Origin of the sequence: Bacillus sp. jun7 (assembly GCF_051034795.1) — a bacterium.
Taxonomy (GTDB): Bacteria; Bacillota; Bacilli; order Bacillales; family Bacillaceae; genus Bacillus; species Bacillus velezensis.
The window spans coordinates 1,620,919-1,645,426 of sequence record NZ_CP093219.1 but is presented as its reverse complement, the minus strand read 5'-3'; the positions used below and the strand labels follow the sequence as shown (position 1 = coordinate 1,645,426).

Here is a 24,508-nt window from a genome sequence, read left to right as displayed (position 1 = left end):
GCAAAGGATGTGAACGAGATGACGCAAGACTATTCTGTCTTATCTATCAATCTCGGAAAGCCCGCAATTCATGAATTTGCCGGCAGACAAATCAATTCAGGCATCATCAAGCGGCCCGCAGATTCTCCCGTCATGCTGTATAAAACCCATTTTGACGGGGACGGGCAGGCTGATCTGAAGCATCACGGAGGTCCCGATAAAGCGGTGTGCGTGTATCCCGCCGAGCATTATTCATATTGGGAAACAACGCTCGCGAGAAAACTTCCCGCCGCCGCGTTCGGAGAGAATGTAACGGTCAAAGGACTGGCCGAACAAGACGTGTGGATCGGAGACGTCTTTCAGCTGGGGGAAGCCGTCGTTCAAGTAAGCCAGCCGCGCCAGCCCTGCGTCAAACTCGCGCTCAAATATGGCATCAAAGATATGGTGCTCCGTGTACAGCAGACGGGATTTACCGGCTTTTATTTCAGGGTGCTTGAAGAAGGATATGTCGATCCGCGTCCCGTCCTCAAGCGTCTGTCGAGAGGCAAAGAAAGCATTTCCGTCTGGTATGCGAACGAAGTGAAATACCGTGATTCAGGCAATCTGTCAGCGATTGAAGAAATACTGCGGGAAGAAGCGCTGTCAGAAAGCTGGAGGGGAGTCCTTCCTTAAAAAAAGGGACAGGCTCACTAATGTATAGAAAAAAAGCCGTGCTGCACTGACAGCACGGCTGATTTACGTTATGCTTGTTTCTTTGTTTCCAGCAGATTGGCAAGGAAGTACTTTTTGAAGCTTTGAAGCTTTCTTCCTTCATAGTGGGTAATTCCTTTTTTCTTTAACTCTTCTACATACCAGCCTTTGCTGCCATAATGCATGTCAGAAAACTCCTTTCTCCGTTCTCCCGCTGGGGAGAGTTTCTTAAGTTTTTGCCAAACTTTTGGCATTGTAACATCTATAAAAAGACGCTGAAAAGGGATAACGCAAAAACTGAGCCTTTCGATTCAGAGATGTAAAGCTTTCTTACATATATATGTAAAGGGCAGTCTTTTCATGCTTAATGGCCGGTTAATTTTAACAGCACCGTTCCGAGTGTCATGATTCCGAAAACGACGCCGAAATAAATCAGCATCCCCTTCTTTTTCTTCACCCCGTAAACGGTAAGAATGATGCTTTCAATAAAGAAAATAAACCCGAAGATAATAAACCACATGTTGAAAAATGGCTCCTTTCACAGACATATGTCCAGTGTAGCACAACTCTTATAACGGAGCATAAAAAAGCCGGGCACTGTATCAGTGTCCGGCAAGTTTGACGAGAAGCTGGGCCAAATGCTGTTTTTCATTGTCATCCGCAATGTCCCACAGTTCTTGTAAAAGTTTTTCTTCCGCATTGCGGGGCTCCTCGTGTTTGGCGAGATAGTCCCCGAGGATGGCGGCGCTTTTAATGATTTTGCTGTCATCCAGACCCAGTTTTTTTCCGGCGGAAATTTTCTGATGAAGGTACGCCTTAAATTCCTCGAAATCCTCTAAAATCTGCTGTTTCGTTACGCCGTGCATGGCGTGTATTTCGTTTTCGATTTTGATTTTTTCTTTATCTTTTTTCATGCGTCTCCCTCCTTCGGGTTAGTTGTTGTATACCTGTTCGGGAGGGAGATGAAACATTACAATGCAGTTAAAATAATCGGTTTGTCTTTTGTGATCACGATGGTGTGTTCCACTTGGGCGACAAGGCTTTTATCCGGCGTTTTATACGTCCAGCCGTCTCCCGCTTCAACAATCGTTTCCGCTTTCGTGGAAATAAACGGCTCAAGCGCGATCACGGTTCCGTTTTTAAACAGCGCGTTATCAAACGGATCGTAGTAATTCATGATGTGGTTCGGCGCTTCATGGAGGTTTCTGCCGATTCCGTGGCCCGTCAGCGTTTTAATGACGGTAAATCCGTTGGAGCGGGCCTCATGGTAGACGGCTCTGCCGATCTGGTTTTGACGTTTGCCGGCTTTTGCCTGATCCAATCCTTTCTGAAATGCGGATGCTGCGCAGTTACAAAGCTTTTGCAGACGTTCATCGCCTTCTCCGAGCACAAATGAAATGCCCGTATCGGAATAAAAACCGCCGAACTCCGCCGAAATATCGATATTGACAAGATCTCCGGCTTTTAAGATTTTAGAGGCGCTCGGAATGCCGTGAGCGACTTCGTCATTTACGCTGATGCATGTCACGCCCGGGAAATCGTATTCCTTCTCCGGAGCAGAAGCGGCTCCGTGCTCGTCAAGCACCGCCTTTCCGATCAGGTCAAGATCTTTCGTGCTCATGCCGGGCTCGGCTTTTTTCTTCATTTCTTCACGCGCCAGCGCGACGATTCTGCCGATTTTTTTAAGGCCTTCTAATTCTTGATCGTTCGTTACAATCATTGTCATTCCCGCTTTCTATTTTTAATCATCTGATTCAAGCTTACCACAACTGGTTTATAAATAGAAAACCAACAAGCCTTATGTGAATAAATGAAGGAAAATTGGTATAGATCACTAGATAACTTATGTGGTATATTTAAGAAAAAAGAAGGGGGATGGGTAAAATGCTTCAATTTTTGCAAAAACTCGGAAAGTCTTTTATGCTTCCGATTGCCGTTCTGCCCGCCGTTGGTATTATTTTGGCCATCGGCAGAGAGGACTTATTAAATATTCCGTTCATTTACGCGGCGGGGACCGCGGTATTTGATCATCTGCCGCTGATTTTCGCGATCGGAATCGCGATCGGGATTTCGAAAGACAGCAACGGGGCCGCCGCTCTGTCGGGAGCCATTTCTTATATCATGCTGGACGCGGCTGTAAAATCAATCAATTCGACAAATAATATGGCCGTTTTCGGAGGGATTATCGCGGGGTTAATTGCGGGATACACGTATAATCGCTTTAAGGATACGAAGCTGCCCGAATATCTCGGTTTTTTCAGCGGGCGCAGGCTCGTTCCGATTGTAACGGCGCTGATTACCATTATTTTGGCGGGGATCTTCGGATTTGTGTGGCCGCCGATTCAGTCGGTGATTACGTCCTTCGGGGAATGGATGATCGGGCTTGGCGGGATCGGCGCCGGGATTTACGGGATTTTTAACCGGCTTTTGATTCCATTCGGTCTTCATCATGTGCTGAATAATATTTTTTGGTTCCAGTTTGGCGATTTTCACGGAAAAACGGGAGATCTGGCCCGCTTCTTTGCGAAGGATCCGACGGCGGGGACTTATATGACGGGATTCTTCCCGATTATGATGTTCGGGCTTCCGGCCGCATGTCTGGCAATGATTGCCGCGGCTAAGCCAAGTAAGCGCAAAGCGACGGCCGGAATGATGATCGGTCTCGCGCTGACGGCATTTATTACCGGAATTACAGAGCCGATTGAATTTGCATTTATGTTTTTATCACCGCTTTTGTACGGGGTTCATGCTATATTAACCGGGTTCTCTTTATTTATCGTGAATGTTCTCGGAATCAGGTCAGGTTTTTCATTCTCGGCGGGGGCGATCGATTATCTCCTCAGCTACGGCATTGCCGAAAAACCGCTTTTGCTGCTCGTTGTCGGGCTTTGTTATGCGGTGATCTATTTTGTCGTCTTCTACATGCTCATCAAAACGTTAAACTTGAAAACACCGGGACGGGAAGATGATGAGGAAGAGGAAGAAGTGCTTAGTGAAGATACGGCCGGTTCCGTCGAAGAACATGCCATGCTCAAGGGGCTCGGCGGCAGGCAAAACCTCGAAACGATTGATCACTGTGCGACCCGCCTCAGGCTGACCGTGCAGGATACGTCTCTCATTAATGAGGCGGCGCTTAAAAAAGCGGGAGCAAAAGGGGTTATCAAAACGGGGAATAAAACGGCGCAGGTCATTATCGGGCCGAACGTCGAATTTGTCGCGGAAGAGCTGAGAGAAGCCGTCCGCCTTGACGATCAGAAGCAGACTTGAAAAATCCGGATCACCTATGTGATCCGGATTTTTTTGAACATATATCAAGTTTCACATAATGTACAAAAAACAATGTTTTCTTCTATGTTAAGATTCATGTAGAACAAGTATGGAGATGATGTAAGGTGACATGGATTGCAGTTGTTTCAATTGTTGTCATAAGCCTGATTAAGATTGTGCTGACATGCCTTCCTACCGGAGCGGTGGAATGGATCCTCCGCAAGTTTGAAACCCATTCAAAGCTCAGTGACGAGTCCGCTGCCGTTTCCCTCGGCGGAAAACGTCTGGAAGGCGAAGACAAACGACGGGTGATTGATGATTTTAACGAAGCCGTGTTTATCGAACGGCATTATATATACCCAGGGGATGAAGAGCGTTATCTTCATCCGCAAAACGGAGCCGATCCGCTTGTCATTAAGACGAGAAAAGGAAAAAAAGATGTGACGGTGTTTGTATACAGCTACGAAGATCATGTAGATGTCGTCAAACAGCAGAAAAAGAAAGTCGTCGCTTATTCAGTTCTTTCCGACAGCCTGCAAAAGCGCACTATGGCCGCCGCCGGGAGCTGAACATAAAAAAGCCAGATCATATCAATGATCTGGCTTTTGTTTATTCTTTTTGATCGTCTGCTGAGGAATCTTCACGCTTCGTATAATCGAATTGTGACGGATCCACTTTCTTGAAGCCTTTCGGCTGATAGAAACGAAGCAGATCGCCGTTGATGATCTTATCAGACATTTCAAGCTCGGTCTTGACGAGAGAGTCTTCTTTTTTGTCGACTTCTGAATCATCTAAAAGTCTTCCGGTTTTCGTATCGTAATACTTGCCGGACACTTTCGTATAGTTCGGCGAGATGAAGTCTCCGTTACGGAACGGAATGACTTCTCTGTGCTCTTTCGATAAGATATCAGAACCTGACATGAGATAATCTTTCGTATCGACGCCGAGCAGATGAAGAACGGTCGGCGCGACATCGACTTCACCGGCAAATTTATGATTGCGGCCGCCTTTCACGCCGGGAGCGTGGATAAAGAGCGGCACCCGCTGAAGCTGGGCATTGTCGTATTCAGTGATCTCATCTTTGCCGAGCACTTTCGCCATCGCTTTATTATGGTTTTCGGAGATGCCGTAGTGGTCTCCGTACATCACGATAATCGACTTATCGTACAGGCCGTCTTTTTTCAGGTCATTAAAGAACTGTTCAATTGATTCATCCAGATAGTTCGCGGACTGGAAGTAATTATTGACGACTGAATCGCCAAAGTCTCCCGCCGGGAAGTCCGTGTCTTCTTTATCCATTCCGAACGGGAAGTGGTTGGACAGCGTAATGAACTTCGTATAGAACGGCTGCGGCAGGCTCTTTAAGAGCGGCATGGATTCTTTGAAATACGGTTTGTCTTTCATGCCGTAGTTTTTCGTGTTTTCTTCGCTCATGTCATAATAAGCGGAATCGAAAAACTTATCGATGCCTTCCGATTTGTACATTTCGTTACGGTTCCAGAAAGTCTGCGTATTTCCGTGGAAAGCGGCAGATGTGTACTTTTTGCCTTTTAAGATCGCAGGAACGGACTGCAGCGTGTTTTGCGCTTTATTGACGAAAACCGAACCTTGCGAAAGCGGGTACAGAGAGTTCTCCATCATAAATTCCGCATCAGATGTTTTACCTTGTCCCGTTTGGTGGAAAAAGTTATCAAAGTAGAATGTTTGATTATCGTGCGCCAGTTTGTTTAAAAACGGCGTCACTTCCTTGCCGTTAATTTTGTAATCAATGATAAAGGACTGCAGAGACTCTAATGAGACGTAGATGACGTTTTTTCCTTCGGCTTTTCCGAAGTAGACGTTATTCGGCACGTCATAGTTGGCCTTCATATAGTTTTCCACATCCGTTACATCGCTTGAATCGGCAAGCGCGCGCTGGCTGTTTGATTTCACATTCTGCACGGCATCGTAAATCGTAAAGTTGTACGTGCCCAGGTATTTCACCAGATAGTTTCGGTCAAATGAGCGTGTCAAAAGCTCAGGACGGTCTGATTCCGCGACGGCGAGGTTGATCAGGAACACAAGCACGGCGGAAGCCAAAACGATTCTGAATGATTTCTTCGCCGGTTTTTCAGCCGGTTTTTTCATCTTAAGGGCCAAAATAATCAAAATGACGGTATCCAGGAAGTAGAAGGCGTCTGTCCATCTCATTAACGAGAACGCGCTGTCTCCGAGCTGGCCGCCGTTTGTCTTTGCCTGCATCATGACCGGGATGGTAATGAAATCATTAAAGAATCTATAATAGACGATGTTTGCAAAAAGCAAAAAAGACAATAAAAAATGAATCACAATAATGGCTGTCTGCTGTAATTTCTTCTTGAAAAGAAGCCCAAATCCAAGAAAGAACAAGCTGGAGCTCAGCGGATTCACAAAAAGCAATATTTTCTGGATCGTGTTGTCTATGCCGAGGTTAAAGTTTAAAATATAAGCGACATATGTTTTCACCCACAATAACACGACCGCTATCAAGAAGAAGGCAAGTCCTCTTTCTTTTATAAATGTTTTCATTGTTACACTCCTTTTTTCCGATCACGGTTTACACGGAACGATAGAAAAAACGAACGTAATCAATATACCATGAAACCAGCAAATAGAAAAGGTGGAAAAGGCTCATCGGAAAAAGGGCGAAAAACGCTGTCGCAACAGCGGTTCATCTGTTGAATGACAGCTTTAAAAAACACAAATGGCACAAACTGGGATGTGAATTTCCGTATGATCACACCCGGTTCTATTGAAAAAAGAGGTGAACAGTGATGGATATTGCCCATATCGTGGCTGAAGATAAAATCAAGCGCGCCATTAAGGATGGAGAGTTCGCCGGCATCAAAGGAATGGGAAAGCCCCTGCCGAAAGACGATGCCGCACATCTTCCGGAGTCGCTCAGAATGGGCTACCGCATATTAAAAAACGCCGGGATCGCCGAGGATGAGGGCGCGCTGAAGAAAGAGCTGATGACGCTCGATTATTTGATCGCCAAGTGCCGCAATGAACAGGAGCGGGATCACCTGCGGAACAAACGGACGGAAAAACAAGTCAGACTCGACAAACTGACGGAGGAGAAAGCCATGTTCTCAAAACCCGCATCTTCTCATTATAAGGAGAAAGTGTACAGACGGCTGGGCCGCCCGTAAGCCGGCTCTTTATATTTTTTTCTGAAAAGGAATGTGCTCCATAAGGCGCGGGTAGGAAATGTGGAGCAGGCCGTTTACGCACTGCGCCTGTAACAGGTGGGGCTCAGCCGGTTCAGGAAGCTCAATCGTCTCATCGATTTCCCCGTAATACCGGTTTTGGCAGACGCCCATGTTCTTCGGAAAAAGGGGTGTGATGTTTCCTCTTATATGCAGCCGTGTTCTTGACAGCAGCCTCAATGTCAATTCTTCTTCGTAAACGCCGGGCATTTCCACAATGACAAATGTGTGCTGTTCATCCTGATAAATATCATAAGTCAGGGTGTTTTTTTGTAAGGAGAAAAAATCTTCGGGAGATTTCCGTTTCAGGACATTGGTCCAAAAGTCGCTGGGCTTGTGCTCGTTCGTAATCTCAAGCCACTTTCTCATTTTTTCGATATCCACTTCGGCAGAACCTCCCTATATTTGATTTGCGATCGGCATTGACGGGTTGGCGATCTGATCCTGATCGCTCACGTCAGGGTCAAGATGGCCCGAATTCAAACATCCGGCGGCCGGCGAAAAATCCCCTAAAGAAAAGTTTGCGCCGACAAATTTGCTGTTGGCGGTGTGGCTGTTTTGTACGGTCTGACCGATATCGACGTTTCCGTTTTGCGTTGCTCCGTTTACTTTTATATTGACGACGTTAATTTGGTAAGGCATTCATAAAAACCCCTTTAATCTATAATGGGCGGCACCGGCGTAATATTTGCGGTATCTGCGGTTCCGATGGCTGTCTGGTCGTTGACATCAGGATCATTTAACAAGTTCTCCATCATCGATTCTATAGGTGACGTATCGCCGAATGAAGAGTTCAGTCCTTGTGATTTGTTATTTGTGGTGGGACTGTTGTATGCCGCTTCCCCAATCGTAATAGATCCGTTGCCAGAAATACTGTTAATCTTCAAATAGTACAGGTTGATAACAGTGGATGGCATCTCTTCACACCTCTTTAACTTAGTTGTACAGTACTGTATGCTTTTTGTGCTCCTGTTGTGAATTCCGCCCGGACATGTTCCCGACCAAACAAGAAGTTAAGGCCCGGTTCCGGCGGGGCTTTTTTTGTTTCAGGGTCTTTCGCAGTATATTTGTGATGAAAGCGCTATAAAAATAGATTGACGACATGTATATACATCATTACAATAGAGTCATAAACATGTATATACAAGTTTTTGAGACGAAATGAAAACGGTTACGGAGGGGTTGGCATGGGTGAGTTTAACCGGGCTGCGAGGCAGATCGCTGAAGCTGTCGGCGGAATCGAAAATATTGAGGCGGCGACTCATTGTGTGACGCGTTTGCGGTTTGCATTAATAGATGAAACCAAGGTAAACCAAAAAATGCTTGATGCAATAGACATTGTTAAAGGATCTTTTGCGGTAAACGGGCAGTTTCAAGTCGTGATCGGGCAGGGGACGGTCAACAAAGTATATGCGGAATTAGTGAAGGAAACGGGTATCGGTGAAGCGTCCAAGGATGACGTGAAGAAGGCGGCAGCGCAAAACATGAATCCTTTACAGCGTGCTGTGAAAACGCTTGCGGACATCTTTATTCCGATCTTGCCGGCGATCGTCACGGCCGGGCTGTTAATGGGTCTGAACAATATCTTAACGGCGGAAGGCATTTTTTACAGCACGAAATCGATTGTTCAAGTGTATCCGCAATGGGCGGATCTTGCCAATATGATTAATCTGATCGCGGGGACGGCCTTCGCTTTTCTGCCGGCTTTAATCGGCTGGTCGGCAGTGAAGCGGTTCGGAGGAAGCCCGCTTTTGGGCATCGTGCTCGGGCTGATGCTGGTGCATCCTGATCTGTTAAACGCATGGGGCTACGGGGCCGCCGAGCAGAGCGGCGATATTCCGGTGTGGAACTTGTTCGGCCTTGAGGTGCAGAAAGTTGGGTATCAAGGTCAGGTGCTCCCGATTCTGCTGGCGTCTTATTTACTTGCCAGGCTTGAGCTCTTTTTGACGAAACGGACGCCGGAGGGCATTCAGCTGTTGGTCGTCGCGCCGGTGACGCTTTTGGTCATCGGTTTTCTATCCTTTGTTATCATCGGTCCGATCACCTTTGCGATCGGTAACGCGCTGACGGCGGGATTGATTGCCGTTTTCGGCCAATTCTCCGCCATCGGAGGCCTGCTGTACGGAGGGCTGTATTCGGCGCTTGTGATCACGGGGATGCATCATACGTTTCTCGCGGTCGATCTTCAATTAATCGGATCAAAGCTCGGCGGCACATTTTTATGGCCGATGCTCGCATTATCAAATATCGCTCAAGGATCGGCGGCTCTGGCCATGATGCTCATTACAAAAGATAAAAAACAGCGGGGGCTTTCACTGACGGCCGGCATTTCCGCATATTTGGGCATTACAGAGCCGGCGATTTTCGGCGTGAATCTGCGTTACAAATTTCCGTTTGTGATCGCTATGATCAGTTCGGGGATCGCGGGGATGTTCATCTCCGTCAAAGGCGTTCTCGCAAGCTCGGTCGGAGTCGGCGGCGTGCCGGGGATCTTCTCCATTATGAGCCGGTACTGGGGTCCGTTTGCGATCGGAATGCTGATTGTGCTGATTCTCCCGTTTGCGGGAACATACGGGTATGCGCGGCTGAAACGGCAAAAATAGAAAACCTGCGGGGCGCCTTCTAACAGGCTGTCCCTTTTCCCTTTCCATTCAAAACAATACAGGCGGTGAAGAAAAATGAAAACAGACAGCACACCATGGTGGAAAAAGGCAGCGGTATATCAAATTTATCCGAAGAGCTTTAATGATACGACGGGAAACGGGATCGGTGATCTGAACGGTATTATCGAGAAGCTTGATTATTTGCAGAAGCTTTTGATTGATGTCATTTGGCTTACGCCGATTTACGATTCGCCGCAGAATGACAACGGTTATGACATTCGCGATTACTGCACCATTTATGAAGAATACGGAACGATGGAGGATTTTGAACGCCTTCTTGATGAAGCGCACAAAAGAGGAATCAAGGTCGTCATGGATCTTGTCGTAAACCATACATCAGTCGAGCATCGATGGTTCAAAGAAGCGGTCTCGTCACCCGACAGTCCGTATCGGGATTTTTACATTTGGAAAGACGGAAAGGAAGACGGCCGGGCGCCGAACAACTGGGAATCAAAATTCGGCGGTTCCGCTTGGGAGCTCGACCCGGCGTCAGGCCAGCACTATCTGCATTTATTCGATGTGTCGCAGGCCGATTTGAACTGGGAAAATGAAGAGATGAGAAAACAGGTTTACGACATGATGCATTTTTGGTTCCGAAAAGGGATCGACGGTTTCCGGCTGGATGTGATCAACCTCATTTCTAAAGACCAATCGTTTCCTGATGCCGAGGATGGCCGTGACGGACGCCCTTATTATACGGACGGGCCGCGCGTGCACGAATTTCTTCATGAGATGAACCGGGAAGTGTTTTCGAAATATGACAGCATGACGGTCGGTGAAATGTCCTCGACAACGGCTGACCACTGCATCCGGTACACAAACCCTGAAAATAAAGAACTCGATATGACCTTTAACTTTCATCATTTAAAAGTGGATTATCCGAATGGTGAAAAATGGGCGCTCGCTCCGTTTGATTTTCTGAAGCTGAAACGGATTTTAGCGTTTTGGCAGACGGAGATGCAAAAAGGCGGAGGCTGGAATGCATTATTCTGGTGCAATCATGACCAGCCGCGGGCTGTATCCAGATACGGAGACGACGGCGAATACCGGACGAAATCAGCCAAAATGCTGGCGGCGGCCATTCATATGATGCAGGGCACGCCCTACATTTATCAAGGTGAGGAGATCGGCATGGGCAATCCGAAGTTCGATGACATCGGCTCATACCGCGATGTCGAATCACTGAACATTTACAAAAAGATGAAGGAAGAAGGCGTGTCAGAAAAAGACATTATCGCCATTTTAAAAGAGAAATCAAGAGACAATGCAAGAACCCCCGTTCAATGGAACAGCGGACCGCACGGCGGCTTCACGACGGGAACGCCTTGGATTCCGGCGGCGGATGATTATCGGGACATTAACGCGGAAGCGGCTTTGCGGGACCCGGATTCAATTTTCTACCATTATCAGAAGCTCATCAAGCTCAGAAAGGAATATGACATCGTGACTGAAGGAACGTTTGAGCTGCTTGCTGAAGATGATCCGGCGGTTCTGGCGTACGTCAGACACGGCAAGGATGAAAAACTTCTGTGCATCAACAACTTCTACGGGAAAGAAGCGGACTTTACGGTTCCGCTTAAAGACACGGACGGCTGGCGGTTTATGGTGCTGCTGACGAATGATGAACCGAGGGAAGGGCGGCCGGAACGATTGACGCTCCGTCCGTATGAATCGATCGTTTATCATCTGACAAAAGCGTGATACACTAATCTGGGTGGTCATGAATGAAAGTGAATAAATATATCACAATCTATAAAGATATGGTGCGGCAGATCGAAAGCGGCCAGCGGAAGGCTGAAGACGTTCTTCCGTCTGAAAATGATTTGTGCGATCAATACGGCACATCACGAGAAACCGTCCGTAAAGCGCTCAATATGCTGGCGCAAAACGGCTACATCCAGAAAATCAAAGGCAAAGGCTCCGTCATATTAGACAGAGAAAAAATGCGCTTTCCCGTCTCAGGCCTGATCAGCTTCAAGGAGCTTTCGGAAACGCTCGGAAAAGAGACGAGAACGGAGGTTCACCGTCTCGGGCTGATCCTGCCTCCCTCAGAAGCCGCAAAAGAGCTTGGTACAGAAGCGGATGAAAAGGTGTGGGAAGTCGTCAGATCAAGACGGATTGACGGAGAACATATTATTTTGGACAAGGATTACTTTGTGAAAAAACATGTGCCTCTATTAACGAAGGCGATTTGTGAAGATTCGATCTATGAGTATCTCGAAGGAGAGCTCGGCCTGTCCATCAGCTACGCGCAAAAGGAAATTGTCGTGGAGCCGGCGGGGGAGGAAGACCGGAAGTATTTGGATCTCGGCGAGTTCAGCCATATGGCGGTCGTGAAAAACCGCGTTTTTTTGGAGGATACCAGCCTCTTCCAATATACGGAAAGCCGGCACAGGCTCGATAAATTCCGTTTCGTCGACTTTGCGAGAAGAGAAAAATAAAAACGGACTGCCGCGGCAGCCCGTTTTTTTGTCAGTATCAAAATGAATACTATCCAACAAAAATGTGCGTACTGGTACTTTCAAAAATAATGGCTACAATAGTACATAACGAGATGAAAAGGAGAGATCATGAATGTCAGATAAAAAACAGCAGATCATCGAAGCGTATCAATTCAGACACGCCACAAAGGAATTTGATCCTGAGAAAAAAATTTCAGAAAGCGATTTTGAATTCATTTTAGAAACGGGAAGATTATCCCCAAGCTCACTCGGTTTGGAGCCTTGGAAATTTGTTGTCGTTCAAAATCCGGAGCTTCGTGAAAAACTCCGCGAGTTCACATGGGGGGCGCAAAAGCAGCTGCCGACCGCAAGCCATTTCGTACTTCTGCTTGCCCGGACGGCAAAGGATATCCGTTTTGACGCCGACTATGTCAAAAACCACTTGCGGGAAGTCAAAAAAATGCCGGAAGATATGTATGAAGGCTATATCAGCAAAACGGAAGACTTCCAGAAAAATGATTTCAATCTGCTTGAATCAGATCGCTCGCTGTTTGACTGGGCATCCAAACAGACTTACATCGCCCTCGGCAATATGATGACAGCCGCTGCGCAGATCGGCATCGATTCCTGCCCTGTTGAAGGCTTCAACTACAAAGAGATCCACCGGATTCTTGAAGAAGAAGGGCTTCTGGAAAACGGAAGTTTCGACATCTCTGTCATGGCCGCATTCGGCTACCGTGTCAGAGAACCGCGCCCGAAAACAAGATCTGCCTCAAAAGACGTTGTAAAGTGGGTATAAGATAAAAAAAGCTGCCGGGCGTGTCCCGGCAGCTTTTAATGTTTATTTGGTTTTGCTAAAAAACAGGCGGTGATCCAGGACGTAACGGGAATGATGATGCCGATCCCGATTCCGGCGCAAAGAATGGTGACGGCTTCCGCACTGAATACTTTTGAGTTCACTATTTTTTCAGCTGAGTATGATAAGTCTTTAAACCAGATAATTAAAGCCAAATAGCTGCCGAAAAAAGCAAAGAATAACGTATTCGTATTCGTTCCTAAAATATCTCTCCCGATGCTTAATCCGAATGTGTACAGTTCTTTTCTGCTCATGGACGGATTATGACTGTAAATTTCCCGCATGGGTGAAGTAATGGAAATCGCGACATCGGTAATCGCCCCAATCGTGCCCATGATGATCATAGCTGCGGTAACCTTTACAAAATCCACCCCGACAAACAGTGTGAATATGCCGATATCCCCCAATTCTTCTTCACCGAATCCCTGAATCGAAGTATGTTTTGTTACGGCCATAATAAAAAACAGCAGCAATGCAATGGTCAGCATCGCAGAAATAAAGGCAGTTACGGTTTTGACGTTTCCTCCATTAATATAAAAAAGAGTAATGCTGCAAATCACGGCGGAAGAGAGCAATGTTAAAACAATCGGATTGATATGCGGATCTGTCATGAAAATAATGGTGAGAAAGAGAACCCCGAAATTTAAGAATAACGCAATAAAAGACCTCGCTCCTTTTTTTCCGCCGATAATGACCATTAATAGAAATAAAATCGCCGCGAGAATTACGATGACATTCATGAGCTTGCCTTCTTTCGTTTAATAAAAAAGACAGAAGCATACAGACTGGCGGGTATGGTTAATACAATTCCGATCCCCCCGGCCAATGCTCTGGCTATTTCCAAGGAAATGTTCATAGAAAGAGTGAATCCTATCGGGGAATCATTTTTCAAATACAAAAGCATCATCGGAATAGAGCCGCTTATATAAGCAAAAAACAGAATGTTGGTCATCGCCCCCATGATGTCTTTTCCGATCTCCATCCCGGAACGTCTGAGAGCTTGTAATGAGATACCCTTGTTTTCTTCATATAATCCGAAGACAGATGACGTCATGGTAATGGCCACATCCATGACCGCTCCCAGTGATCCGATAAATACCCCGGCCATAAACACCGTGTGATAAGGGCGGGTTAAATACTGCATTTCCTCATATCTGAGACCTTTCTCTCCGGTTGCCAGCATTACCAGATACGTAATCAGCAGGGAAACGAACGTGCCTGCGAGCGTCGCGGCTATGGCGGCGTATGTTTTCGCGTGAAAACCGCTGACAAGCAGCAATGAGATGACAGTAAAGATGAGAATACAGATACCGCAGATGAAAATTAACCCTATATTAGGATGCTTCCTGTACAAATCTAATGCAAACGACAGTAAAACGGCGTTAAACATCAGGCTGACGATCGAAAAGAAGCCTTGTTTTTTGCCGACGATAAGCAAGGTGAAGATGAAAACCCAAGCGATCAGCAAAATCTGTTTATCCCGTTTTTTATCTATAATGCTTCCCGATATATCTTTGTTTGATGGTTTCCCTTTATCAATAGAAACGAATACTTCATCGCCAATCGAATATTTCTGATCATTCGCTCCGGATAAAGAATACTGATTGGACAAATGAATGAGCTGTCCTTTCTGACTTCCGTTTTCAAGTCTGGCTGTGATCGTCTGAGTGAAAATCTTATCTTTGTTTTTATGCATGTCCTGTACGTCAGACTGATGTTCCAATGTTGTTTTCGTCACTTTGGCAATCGGCCGCTCATAAAAAGAAGCGTTGTGAGTGACAAAAATGAGCGAGCTGATAAAACAAAGCGCTGTTATCACGTATAACAGCTTTTTCTTGTAAGACATGCGGTTTCGTTTGTTTCCTGTAATCTTCAAAAAAAGTCCTCCAAACAGGCGGCGCCGTGTGAAAGAGAGGCCCTGCCGTGAAGTGTTGAACGATGCGGATGCAGTCTTTCGCGAATAACGTTCATATTTTATCACTCGGCCATACGGCTGTCGACTCAGAGGGGGGACCGGCAGAAAAAGCTCTCCTGATATCAGATCAGGAGAGCTTTTGGGATGAACCGCCTGATAAAAGCGGTCTTTTTATGCTTCGTTCACTTTTTTTGCTTTTCTTCTTTGATACAGATACAGTGCCGTTCCGAGCGCGCTGATGAGTAACCCGGCAAGAAGGATGGAATACATCGTTGTGGCCGTATCAGGAAGCAGGCCGCCCGGCGATACTCCGTCCTGCGCAGGGCCGGATGACGGTTTTTGTCCGCTTGGCTGCTTTCCGGAGCCGTGATCTCCGCTTGTCGGCGGCGCGCTCTTCGTGTTTGCGTTTAATATGGTGTATTCACTGAAATGATTTGTATAGCCCGTGACGAGATCGTGTGAAACCGAACCGTTGTCTGTTTTTGTATAGACGTTCTTTTTCCGGTCTACATGATAAATGCCGGGCTGTTTCGCCTTTTTCATATTCTCAATGCGCAGGGTGAGCTTTACCGGCGCATTGAATGTTTTGATGTCTTTGTTTTTCTGCTTCATTGTAAAGTCGTATACATTTGAAAGCGCCCCGCTAACTTTTCCTTTCGGCGCCACGCCGAATCGTGTATCAGCTGAAGCGGCGTTTGCCATCGGCATTTTCATGCTGAACTTGTCATGCAGGATCGTAAGGGAAGAATCCGATGTTCTGTCCTTTAACAGGCCGATTTGTTTTTTGGTCACGTTGAGATCAATCGGCTTTTTGGCGCCGTCATTCTTATCGTAATACACGATCGGCGTGTTGGCGTTTTTGGCATAGACGGCAAATGCGCTGTCATCTTCAAGCGTCCACGAACCGTTTTTTTGTTTTGTCGGCAGGTACACTTCCTGCGCGCGGCCGTCAACTTTCGGTTCCACCGCTTTTCCCGCTTTTTCAAGCTGCTCAACGAAGACCTCATAGTCGGCAAAGCCAAGGTCTTCTTTATGGGACGCTTCGTTAAAGACGGAATATCCGTCTCCGCCTTCACCGACAAAGTTACTGGTGGCGACTCTGTATGTCTTCTTATCAGAAATCGGCTTTACACTGCCGTCATCCTGTACGGCCGCAGCTTGAAGAACACGGTGTCCCGGCTTTTTATTCAGTGTAAACGTGTATGTTAAACCGGCAACTTGAGGGAAGGCGCCGCCTTGAGCCTCAATTCCGCTTAACCCTTGTTCCAGGGCTTGTTTGATCTGTTTTCCGGTTAAATCCGCGACGTAAAGCGTGTTGCCGAACGGCATCACATTCAGCACGTCGCCGAGGGTGATGTCTCCTTTATCAATGCCCGCGCGGATGCCGCCCCCGTTTGTAATCGCGATTTGGGCGCCGGCGGCTTCCTTCGCTTTTTGCAGCATGCCGTCCGCGATGAAGTTTCCGAGATTGGTTTCTTTGGAGCGGACATGCTCGCGCTGGCCGTCAAGTGCGACCTTCGTTGAACCGACTTTTTCATTTTTAACTGAGACGAGCTCTTTTTTAAACGGATCAAGCTCTTTTTTCAGATCCGGGTCTTCTTTCGTCTGCTCATTCACCGGCAGCGCTTGAAGAGAGGATTGTTCCGGCAGGACGACGCCGTTTTTGTCAAATGCGACATCGACACGGCCTAAATATTCGCCGTATTCTTTTGCCTGGGCGACGATGGTCGGCTCTTCGTTTTTGACAATTTCCATTTTATCTACAAGCGTATGCGTATGTCCGCCGACGATTAAGTCGATGCCTTTTACCTTTTTGGCGAGATCGAGATCACGCTGATGCCCGATATGGGTCAGGGCGATAATTTTATTGACATGTTCCTTGTTCTGTATTTCTTTTACCGTATCTTGTGCGGATTGGAAGGCATCATGAAAGACAATGCTTTTTCCCGGGCTTGATGTGACGGACGTATCTTCTGTCGTCAAGCCGAACACGGCGACTTTTTCTCCGTTTACATCAAGCAGAATATATGGATAGATGCCTGCTTTTTTCTTTTTCCCTGCCGTAAATGTGTCTGCTTTTTTCATGAATGGTCTGAGTTTTGACTCTTTGGACACATCGACATTTGAGCTGACGAGCGGAAAGTCAGGCGCTTGAAAATTGTATTTTCCGGACGGGTCAGACGCGCTCCCGTTACCGCTCAGGAAGCTGGCGAGAGCACCCGGACCTTTATCAAACTCATGATTTCCGAAGGTCATTGCGTCGTAGCCCATGCTGTTCATCAATTTTAAATCAGCCAGCCCCTGCCACTTTGTGAAATAGAGATCGCCTGAGAAAACGTCTCCCGCATCCAGCAAAATGCTGCGGTCGGTTTCGCTTCTGATTTCTTTGATTTTCGTCATCCGCCTCGCCGCGTTATCAAGGTGGGCGTGCGTGTCATTAGTATGCATAACGGTGAGTTTCCATGCGTCATCTTTCGGCGGATCTGTGCCCGGTTCATCATCTTTGAATTGGAGCTTGTACTGTCCGTAGCCCGCGTTTTGTGATTCACCGATATAGGCGACGTCATCTGCGCGGTCGGCAAACGGCTTTGCGGCCAAGGAAGATTCAAATGTCAGGTTTGTCCCTTTGACCGGAAGGATGGACCAGTTATGATCAGCCTGCGGATTAATCGTTTTCTGCTGGATGATGTAATCCATTAAGACCTGCCTGTTCTCATCGGCAGAAGAGTATACGATTTTATCATTGCTTAAGTGAGGGAATCCTCCGCCGCCTGAAGCGCGGTAATTATTTGTGACGATCAGAAATTCCTGCTTGGCGCTGACGGGCTTTCCTTGATAAGAAAGGTTGACGATCCGGCTTGCATCGGGATGAATGACTGTTCCGTTTTCGTTGTATTTCGCCGGTTTTGTGACATCGACCTGATAGGTGACACCGTCAATGACATCAAAATTGTATGAGCGGTAGGCGTCATTTAAAAGCGCTTGGCTGCCGCCTTTTGCCTGATCGATCTGATTAAATTGCCCCGCGGACATTTCGAGCCAGTCTTTCACTTCGCTTCCGTTCAGCTTGACGATCTGAACCGTGTTGTCATACAGGTACAAATCGCCGATGTTTTTGATGGCGAGGTCGCCAGCGGAAATGTTTGTATAGTAGTTTGAGCCGTTCCGCCCGCCGGCTTTAAACGGGGCGCCCGCCGAGAGGATAGGCAGATCTTTGTACTCCGTATCCTTCATCTTATTTTCGACGTACCATTTTTGCGCATCCGTTACGATTTGAATGGACGGATCATCTTTTACTTGGGCGAAGAAACTGTTGATATCGGCTTTTGTCTGGCCGACGGGTTCTCTGATGTATTTTAAAGTGCCTTCGTGCGCTTTTTTGACGGTATTGACGACGGTCTCGTTTTCCGAAGTCACATTGCCGGCAATCGGCTCGATGCTTCCTTTTGCATCTTCCACATGCCACGCGCTGTCTGTTTTTTCAAGCCTAAGGTCGATGACGCCCGCATATTTGCCCCAGCTGCTTGACATAACAACGGGGATGCCGTTAATCGTGCCTTTATCGACGTCGAATTGAGCAGCGCCTTTGTATTCGGCATCAGGGAAAAGCCCGTGCTGATGGCCGGATACGATCGCGTCAATTCCGCTGACTTTCGTTGCCAAGTCAAAAACGGCGTTTTCCGCTCCGGAAGACTGCGCTTTTTTTTCGATACCGCTGTGGGCGAGGGCGATGACGATATCAGCACCTTCAGCTTTCATTTTCGGAACGGTTTTCTTTGCGGATTCCACAATGTCCTCGACCTGAACGCGGCCTTCGAGATTTTTCTTATCCCACGTCATGATCTGAGGAGGAACAAAGCCGATGTAGCCGACTTTTATCTGATGCTTGCCGCCGTTTTCATCCGTGACGGTTTTGTCTTTTATGACATAAGGCGTATAACGGTTTTCGCCGCTTACTGTTTTCACATTGGCGTTAACGATCGGATAATCAGCGCCTTTGATTGTCCCGTCCAGGAATTCAAGCCCGTAATTAAATTCATGATTGCCGAGTGTTCCTGCGTCATAATGCAGACTGTTCATCACTTCAATGATCGGATGGGTCTTTGCGCCTGAAATGATATCATTTTTCTCATATTTTACGGCATATTCTCCGAGGGGATTGCCCTGAATCAGATCTCCGTTATCGACAAGCAGCGTATTCGGGTTTTCGCGCCTGTGCTTCTCAATAAGCTGAGCCGTTCTGGCCAGTCCGAATTCCGTTGTCGGTTTGTCGCTGTAGTAATCGTAGTCCATCATGTTAGCGTGAACGTCAGTTGTGGCTAAAATGCTGAGATTCACACTGGAGGATTTGTTTTCTTCTGCTTTAATGGGTGATGTTGGGAGGATTAGACTAAGTATCATAACTAGGGGCAGCAGAATACGGAGTGTCATATTGACGCTGCATCGTCTTTTCTGTATTCTCACCTGTTCTCCACCTTTCAACAAATTTTGTCATGCAGTACCATTGTAAGAATATTTTGTGAAAGTTTATATAGATTTCATGATGATTCTTGTAAAAAGATAAAAAATGAGGATAATGACCTATGTAAAACAGGCGGGCGGTAAACGCGTTACCTATGTTTGATGTTAGTGTGGCTGGGGTACATGGATTTATGTAGACTTCATCAAGCAGGAGGTAGTAACTATGGGTAAAAAAATTGCAGTTGTATTAACGGATTACTTTGAGGATGTCGAGTATACTGAACCTGCGAAAGCTTTTAAAGATGCGGGTCATGAATTAACCGTAATTGAACAGGAAAAAGGAAAAACAGTCAAAGGCAAACAAGGGGAAGCGGAAGTGAAAGTGGACGCGTCCATCGATGATGTGAATCCGAAAGACTTTGACGCATTGCTGATCCCGGGCGGATTCTCACCTGACATGCTGCGTGCGGATGACCGTTTCGTCCAATTTGCCAAAGCGTTTATGGATGATAAAAAACCGGTGTTCGCCATCTGCCACGGACCTCAGCTTCTCATCAACGCGAAAGCATTGGACGGGCGCAAAGCGACAGGATTTACTTCAATCCGAATCGACATGGAAAACGCGGGCGCGAATGTGGTGGATGAAGAAGTCGTCGTCTGCCAGAACCAGCTGGTCACAAGCCGCACACCGGATGACATTCCGGCATTCAACCGCGAATCATTAAAACTGCTTGCGTAATATAAAAGCGGAGCGCCGTATCAGGCGTTCCGCTTTTTTTGTGAAGATTCCCGGATGACCAGCTCAGGCGCCAGAATAATGCGTTGTTTTTTGTGCTGGGAATTGGTGATTTTATGATGCAGCAATTGAGCCGCTTCTTTTCCCGACTGCCGCGGAAAGGAAGAAACGGTTGTAAGCGGGGGATAAGAAATTTCAGCTTCCGGCACGTTATCAAAGCCGATAATGTCAATATCTTCGCCCGGAACGAGCCCGGCTTTTCTGATCCCTTGCATGACGCCGAACGCGACCAAATCACTGAAGCAGAAAATCGCGGTCGGGCGCTCAGACCGGCGGAGGAGCACCGTCACGGCGTCACAGCCTGCTTCGCGGGTCGGCGCGCTGTCAATGACATATTCATTTTTCACTTCCAGACCCGCTTCACGGAGCGCTTTTTTAAACCCTTTCATACGCTTCGTCCATGTTGATGAGTGCTTCACGCCGCCCAGAAACGCAATCTCCTGATGGCCTTTCTCAATGAAATGACGCACTGCCTTATAAGTGCCTTCTTCATAATCGGCTCCGACAAAATCACAGTCTGCATCGGCAATCTCCCTGACGGCGAGCACGACCGGAATGTCAAGCTGCTCAAGGCGGGAAAGGGTTTCCTCAGCCGCACCTGAAACCGGACACAAAATCAATCCGCCGACCCTGTGCTCCAGCATGGTCGAAATCAGCTGCTCCTGCTTGGCGACGGAATCAAATGTCGTGCCTAACAGCACCGTTAATCCGACTTCCTCAAGCGTATTCTGAACGCCGATCAGAAACTCTGAGAAAAATGTATTGGAAATGTCAGTGATAATCAATCCTACCGTTGTGGACGTCTGTGATCGTAAATTCGCGGCGACCCGATCATATACGTACCCCAGCTCCCGCATGGATTGCAGCACTTTCTCACGGGTTGCTTCGGAAATTCGGGGGTTGTTGCGGACAATTAATGAAGCGGTGGATGTTGAGACGCCGGCATGTTCGGCGACCTGCTGCAATGTCACCCGGCGTTTTTTTTGCTGTTTCATACGTCGCATTCCTCACTTGGTTTTTATTCGTTACATCCATTATAAGCGTTTTGGCGCATGAGAAGAAAGAGAGAGGAGGGGGAAAAAAGATAAAGCGCCGGAAGACGGATTGTCCTTCGGCGCTTCTGTCACAATAGGTTATTCAAACATTTGCTCTTTAATATACTGAACCGGCATTTTACGGCCTGTCCAATATTCAAATGCCATGGCGCCCTGCCAAAGCATCATGCCGAGACCGTTAATGGTTTTGCAGCCGGCCGCTTGAGCTTGTTCAAGCAATTTCGACGTAACGGGGTTGTAAACGACGTCTGTCACAATCAAATCCGGACGGAGCATGGATGTATCTTCAATAACGCTCAAGCCTTCAAGCGGTTTCATGCCGACACCTGTTCCGTTTGTGAAAATATCGCTTGAAGCGATTTCAGCACGCAGCGCATCTTGATCTTCGAGCGGGAAGACTTTCGCTTTACAAGAAGATCCCTTCATTTCTTCATTGATGATGCGGACATTTTCTTCCGCTTTTTCGAAAAACGCGTCATTGCGGGCGAAAATAGAGATTTCTCCGAGGCCTTCCAATGCGGATTGAATCGCTATCGGAGTGGCGGCCCCGCCGGAACCGACCAGCGTCATTTTTTTCCCTGTGATATCGATGCCGTGTTCTTTTAAGTTGCGGACGTATCCCATACCGTCAGTGGAGTGTCCGATCAGTCTGCCGTTTTCATTAACGACTGTATTTACCGCGCCGGTGAATTTCGCTGAATCCGCGAGTTCATCGAGATAAGGGAGAATGTTCATCTTGTTCGGCATCGAGACATTGAAGCCTCTGACGTTTAAGGCACGCATTCCCGTTACCACATCTTCCAGCTGTTCATTGCCGACTTCAAACGCGAGGTAAGCGTAGTTCAATCCTAATTTTTTAAACGCCAGGTTGTGCATCGCCGGAGATAAAGAGTGTCCGATCGGTGTCGCGAATAATCCGATAAGCTGAGTTTTTCCGTTAATCCGTCCTAATTCTTTCTTCATGATGTATTCCTCCGTTAGTCCATTCATTTGTTTTTCAACCCGCTTTGAGGGCAAAAAACGCTGATTACATATGTTTATTTAAAATGCTGAGTACGCTGCGCAATTCCTCAACGGGAATCTGCCCGGGCGCTGATGCTTCTTTGCCCGCGCCGAACGTGCACGCTGAGCCGAAGACTTCGCCGGCCAGGCGGCTGATCAGGCCTGTTCCCGCCATTGACATCGTGATGATCGGCCGGTCCGCGTATTGTGTTTTCATCGTGTGAGTGGCATCCAATAAGACGAAAACATCTTCCGTGCTTTGCGGCATCACCGCGATTTTCGGAATGTGCGCGCCGTACGCCTGCATGTTCCGCAGCCGGGAAATGATTTCTTCTTTTTTCGGTGTCTGATGAAAATCATGATTGGACATGACGACATATACGCCGTTGTCTTCAGCGGTTTTCACAATTGATTTGACTTCCGCTTCTCCCGTAAACAGCTCAACGTCTGCAAGGTCAATATGTTTTGTTTCGATGGCGGTTTTAAGCAATTCAATGTAAAAGCGGTCATCAATAACTTTATTTCCGCCTTCTTTATGGGTTCTGAATGTGAAAAGCAGCGGGGTTGCGCCTGCGGCTTTCCGCAGCTTTTCAAGCATGCCTTTTACGGCGTCCAGGCTGTCAACATGCTCGTATACATCCGCCCGCCACTCAATGATATCCGGGCGAAGCCCGTTGACGGCTTCAATTTCTTCGAGCAGCTCTTTCTCTCCGGCCGCCATCAGCGGCACAATGATCTTCGGAAGCCCTTCGCCGATGACCGTATTTCTGATCGTGATAGATTGCATGATAAATCCTCTCCCTTATAAAATAGTCAGGCTTTCATCACTTGCTTAAAGCGGATTCCGATAAACAATGCGAGAAGGGCGCTGACGGCCGCAATTCCGATATCAAGCAGAAAAACAGGCGTCAGGCCGGCGGCTTTGGATATCGCTCCCGTTACAAGCGGAATGACAATAAAAGATAAGCTTGATGCTATATTAACAAAAGATGTGATTGTACCTTTATTTTTAGGGAATAAAACAGCCATAACCGTCATCGCCAATTGCAGAATGCCCGCAGTTGAAAGTCCGATGACAAAGGAGCTGATGACCGATACGGCCGGCTGCTGAATGAAAATCAGAGCAAGCAGCGCGATTGCCGCGATCACAGGGTACAGCACCATTACCGTAATCGGCTGAATCACTCTGTTTAACAGCACAGCCAGCAATAACACGGACACAAGCGCCCCGATGCTGTAATAGCTCAACAATTTGACGGCCTGCACCTCAGGCATGCCCAAAACGGATTGCCCGAACTTAGGAAGCCATACTTGAACGAGCATAAACAGCGCCGTTGATGAAAAGCCTAACAGAATGATCGCAAGGCCTTCGCGCCATATCGACGGCTGTGATGTGAACGCGTCATCAGACGGAGAGGCTTCCGTCCGGCCGCCGTCTTCTTTTTGCTTATGATTCGGAAACGGAACTTTCAACAGAAAAAAGCCGTTCAGGAAGAAAATAATGCCCGGTACGAAAAACGTCCAGCCGTAAAACAAATGCCTGTCCGCAATAAACGCGATAAAAAACGGAAGCACCGTCGCGCCGATGGATACAAACGCTTTGATTAACACGGTTGCAGAGCTTGCGTTTTTCGGAAATCCTTCAATAAGCGCCGGATATGTCCCGGAATCCAAAAAGGAATTGGCGATCCCGGCGAAAATGGCGAAGATAAACGCGGCCGTATAGTTTGTCGAAAGCGGAATTCCGATTAGGAAAATCAGATACAGAAAGGCGCCCGACACGATAAACGGCCGTCTCCCGAATGTATCCGAAAGCTTCCCGGCAAACAGAAGCGAAATCAGCTTCCCGATCCCGATGGCGGAGACCAAATAGCTGACCCCTGCCGCGGAAGTATGAAGCTGTTTTGATAATGCCTCCATATTGGATGCAATAATAATATTGATCATGCCCAGCAGGAAATAGTTAATATAAAGACCCGCTGCCATTTTGGTGTATATGTTTTTCATGATGACATCCCCTAATGCGGTTAATAAAGAATTAAATTATTTTTTTAATTGATAAAAGCACAGCACCAATCCCCTTTATTGAACCACTGCCTTTCTTTGAAAACTGGTTTGATAAAACGATTGCATAGACAAACTTGAATAACGCTGAT

The 24,508-nt window shown here is 47.2% G+C and carries 23 protein-coding genes and 1 pseudogene; 9 read left to right on the top strand and 15 right to left on the bottom strand.

Going from position 1 to position 24,508, the window contains the following annotated elements; translation table 11 throughout:
- The first annotated feature begins 18 nt into the window (after positions 1-18).
- Positions 19-679 (top strand): annotated as a pseudogene (locus tag MJQ52_RS07775) (MOSC domain-containing protein).
- Positions 680-719: 40 nt separating this feature from the next.
- Here MJQ52_RS07775 and MJQ52_RS07770 read toward each other — a convergent pair.
- The 4 genes from MJQ52_RS07770 to map all read right to left on the bottom strand — a co-directional run bounded on the left by MJQ52_RS07770 (position 720) and on the right by map (position 2,389).
- Positions 720-854 carry a YflJ family protein gene (locus MJQ52_RS07770; protein WP_003155609.1) on the bottom strand — a complete coding sequence of 45 codons (135 nt, stop codon included), beginning with the start codon at positions 852-854 and terminating at the stop codon, positions 720-722.
- A 179-nt stretch (positions 855-1,033) separates the two neighbouring features.
- Complete coding sequence (locus MJQ52_RS07765) at positions 1,034-1,189, bottom strand: hypothetical protein (RefSeq protein ID WP_003155608.1); 156 nt, start codon at positions 1,187-1,189, stop codon at positions 1,034-1,036.
- An 82-nt stretch (positions 1,190-1,271) separates the two neighbouring features.
- Complete coding sequence (locus tag MJQ52_RS07760; protein ID WP_003155607.1) at positions 1,272-1,583, bottom strand: DUF3243 domain-containing protein; 312 nt, start codon at positions 1,581-1,583, stop codon at positions 1,272-1,274.
- A 56-nt stretch (positions 1,584-1,639) separates the two neighbouring features.
- Positions 1,640-2,389: a type I methionyl aminopeptidase gene (map, locus tag MJQ52_RS07755; protein ID WP_003155605.1), complete on the bottom strand. Its 750-nt coding sequence runs from the start codon at positions 2,387-2,389 to the stop codon at positions 1,640-1,642.
- A gap of 164 nt (positions 2,390-2,553) precedes the next feature.
- Here map and nagE point away from each other — a divergent pair, with 164 nt between their 5' ends.
- Together nagE and MJQ52_RS07745 are read left to right on the top strand one after the other, a co-directional pair.
- Entirely contained in the window at positions 2,554-3,936 is a 1,383-nt protein-coding gene (gene nagE / locus MJQ52_RS07750; RefSeq protein WP_012117066.1) for an N-acetylglucosamine-specific PTS transporter subunit IIBC, read from the top strand.
- 125 nt (positions 3,937-4,061) lie between these two features.
- Entirely contained in the window at positions 4,062-4,505 is a 444-nt protein-coding gene (locus MJQ52_RS07745) for a YfmQ family protein (RefSeq protein ID WP_003155601.1), read from the top strand.
- Positions 4,506-4,545: 40 nt separating this feature from the next.
- Here MJQ52_RS07745 and MJQ52_RS07740 read toward each other — a convergent pair whose 3' ends face one another.
- Entirely contained in the window at positions 4,546-6,483 is a 1,938-nt protein-coding gene (locus MJQ52_RS07740) for an LTA synthase family protein (protein WP_003155599.1), read from the bottom strand.
- Between the two features lie 245 nt (positions 6,484-6,728).
- Between MJQ52_RS07740 and MJQ52_RS07735 the strand changes: the two genes are divergently transcribed.
- Positions 6,729-7,106 (top strand): DUF1992 domain-containing protein, encoded by a 378-nt coding sequence (locus MJQ52_RS07735; protein ID WP_007610033.1) that lies wholly within the window; start codon positions 6,729-6,731, stop codon positions 7,104-7,106.
- Positions 7,107-7,115: 9 nt separating this feature from the next.
- On the opposite strand, the gene MJQ52_RS07730 is transcribed toward MJQ52_RS07735, so the two are convergent.
- Genes MJQ52_RS07730 through MJQ52_RS07720 form a run of 3 tightly spaced genes read right to left on the bottom strand, consistent with a single transcriptional unit; the run spans position 7,116 to position 8,080 of the window.
- Entirely contained in the window at positions 7,116-7,547 is a 432-nt protein-coding gene (locus MJQ52_RS07730; RefSeq protein WP_003155596.1) for an Hsp20/alpha crystallin family protein, read from the bottom strand.
- 15 nt (positions 7,548-7,562) lie between these two features.
- Positions 7,563-7,805 (bottom strand): spore germination protein, encoded by a 243-nt coding sequence (locus MJQ52_RS07725; protein WP_003155595.1) that lies wholly within the window; start codon positions 7,803-7,805, stop codon positions 7,563-7,565.
- A 14-nt stretch (positions 7,806-7,819) separates the two neighbouring features.
- On the bottom strand, positions 7,820-8,080 hold the full coding sequence (locus MJQ52_RS07720; protein ID WP_007408496.1) for a spore germination protein: 261 nt from the start codon (positions 8,078-8,080) through the stop codon (positions 7,820-7,822).
- A 270-nt stretch (positions 8,081-8,350) separates the two neighbouring features.
- Between MJQ52_RS07720 and treP the strand changes: the two genes are divergently transcribed.
- The 4 genes from treP (at position 8,351) to MJQ52_RS07700 (ending at position 13,066) form a co-directional block, all read left to right on the top strand.
- Positions 8,351-9,766, top strand: a complete 1,416-nt coding sequence (gene treP, locus MJQ52_RS07715) for a PTS system trehalose-specific EIIBC component (protein ID WP_191073295.1) — start codon at positions 8,351-8,353, stop codon at positions 9,764-9,766.
- Positions 9,767-9,841: 75 nt separating this feature from the next.
- Positions 9,842-11,527, top strand: a complete 1,686-nt coding sequence (treC, locus tag MJQ52_RS07710; protein ID WP_191073296.1) for an alpha,alpha-phosphotrehalase — start codon at positions 9,842-9,844, stop codon at positions 11,525-11,527.
- A 23-nt stretch (positions 11,528-11,550) separates the two neighbouring features.
- Positions 11,551-12,267: a trehalose operon repressor gene (treR, locus tag MJQ52_RS07705; RefSeq protein WP_146283724.1), complete on the top strand. Its 717-nt coding sequence runs from the start codon at positions 11,551-11,553 to the stop codon at positions 12,265-12,267.
- A gap of 133 nt (positions 12,268-12,400) precedes the next feature.
- On the top strand, positions 12,401-13,066 hold the full coding sequence (locus tag MJQ52_RS07700; RefSeq protein WP_146283723.1) for an NAD(P)H-dependent oxidoreductase: 666 nt from the start codon (positions 12,401-12,403) through the stop codon (positions 13,064-13,066).
- A 35-nt stretch (positions 13,067-13,101) separates the two neighbouring features.
- Here MJQ52_RS07700 and MJQ52_RS07695 read toward each other — a convergent pair whose 3' ends face one another.
- The 3 genes from MJQ52_RS07695 to MJQ52_RS07685 form a co-directional block, all read right to left on the bottom strand.
- Complete coding sequence (locus MJQ52_RS07695) at positions 13,102-13,863, bottom strand: YibE/F family protein (RefSeq protein ID WP_094247161.1); 762 nt, start codon at positions 13,861-13,863, stop codon at positions 13,102-13,104.
- Positions 13,860-14,999, bottom strand: a complete 1,140-nt coding sequence (locus tag MJQ52_RS07690) for a YibE/F family protein (protein ID WP_096034920.1) — start codon at positions 14,997-14,999, stop codon at positions 13,860-13,862. The genes MJQ52_RS07695 and MJQ52_RS07690 overlap by 4 nt, the downstream gene beginning before the upstream one ends.
- Positions 15,000-15,209: 210 nt before the next feature.
- Entirely contained in the window at positions 15,210-19,502 is a 4,293-nt protein-coding gene (locus MJQ52_RS07685) for a multifunctional 2',3'-cyclic-nucleotide 2'-phosphodiesterase/3'-nucleotidase/5'-nucleotidase (RefSeq protein ID WP_434181913.1), read from the bottom strand.
- A gap of 220 nt (positions 19,503-19,722) precedes the next feature.
- Between MJQ52_RS07685 and MJQ52_RS07680 the strand changes: the two genes are divergently transcribed.
- Complete coding sequence (locus MJQ52_RS07680) at positions 19,723-20,238, top strand: type 1 glutamine amidotransferase domain-containing protein (protein ID WP_003155578.1); 516 nt, start codon at positions 19,723-19,725, stop codon at positions 20,236-20,238.
- A 20-nt stretch (positions 20,239-20,258) separates the two neighbouring features.
- On the opposite strand, the gene MJQ52_RS07675 is transcribed toward MJQ52_RS07680, so the two are convergent.
- The 4 genes from MJQ52_RS07675 to MJQ52_RS07660 form a co-directional block, all read right to left on the bottom strand.
- Positions 20,259-21,290, bottom strand: coding sequence for a LacI family DNA-binding transcriptional regulator (locus MJQ52_RS07675; protein ID WP_094247159.1), 1,032 nt, complete (start codon positions 21,288-21,290; stop codon positions 20,259-20,261).
- A 138-nt stretch (positions 21,291-21,428) separates the two neighbouring features.
- The gene (locus MJQ52_RS07670) at positions 21,429-22,313 is read right to left on the bottom strand and encodes a shikimate dehydrogenase (RefSeq protein ID WP_094247158.1); all 885 of its coding nucleotides are present in this window, start codon (positions 22,311-22,313) and stop codon (positions 21,429-21,431) included.
- A gap of 64 nt (positions 22,314-22,377) precedes the next feature.
- Positions 22,378-23,139, bottom strand: a complete 762-nt coding sequence (gene aroD, locus MJQ52_RS07665; RefSeq protein WP_003155574.1) for a type I 3-dehydroquinate dehydratase — start codon at positions 23,137-23,139, stop codon at positions 22,378-22,380.
- Positions 23,140-23,165: 26 nt separating this feature from the next.
- A complete protein-coding gene (locus MJQ52_RS07660) occupies positions 23,166-24,359 on the bottom strand; it encodes an MFS transporter (protein ID WP_014304620.1) in 1,194 nt (397 codons plus the stop codon).
- Positions 24,360-24,508 lie beyond the last annotated feature (149 nt).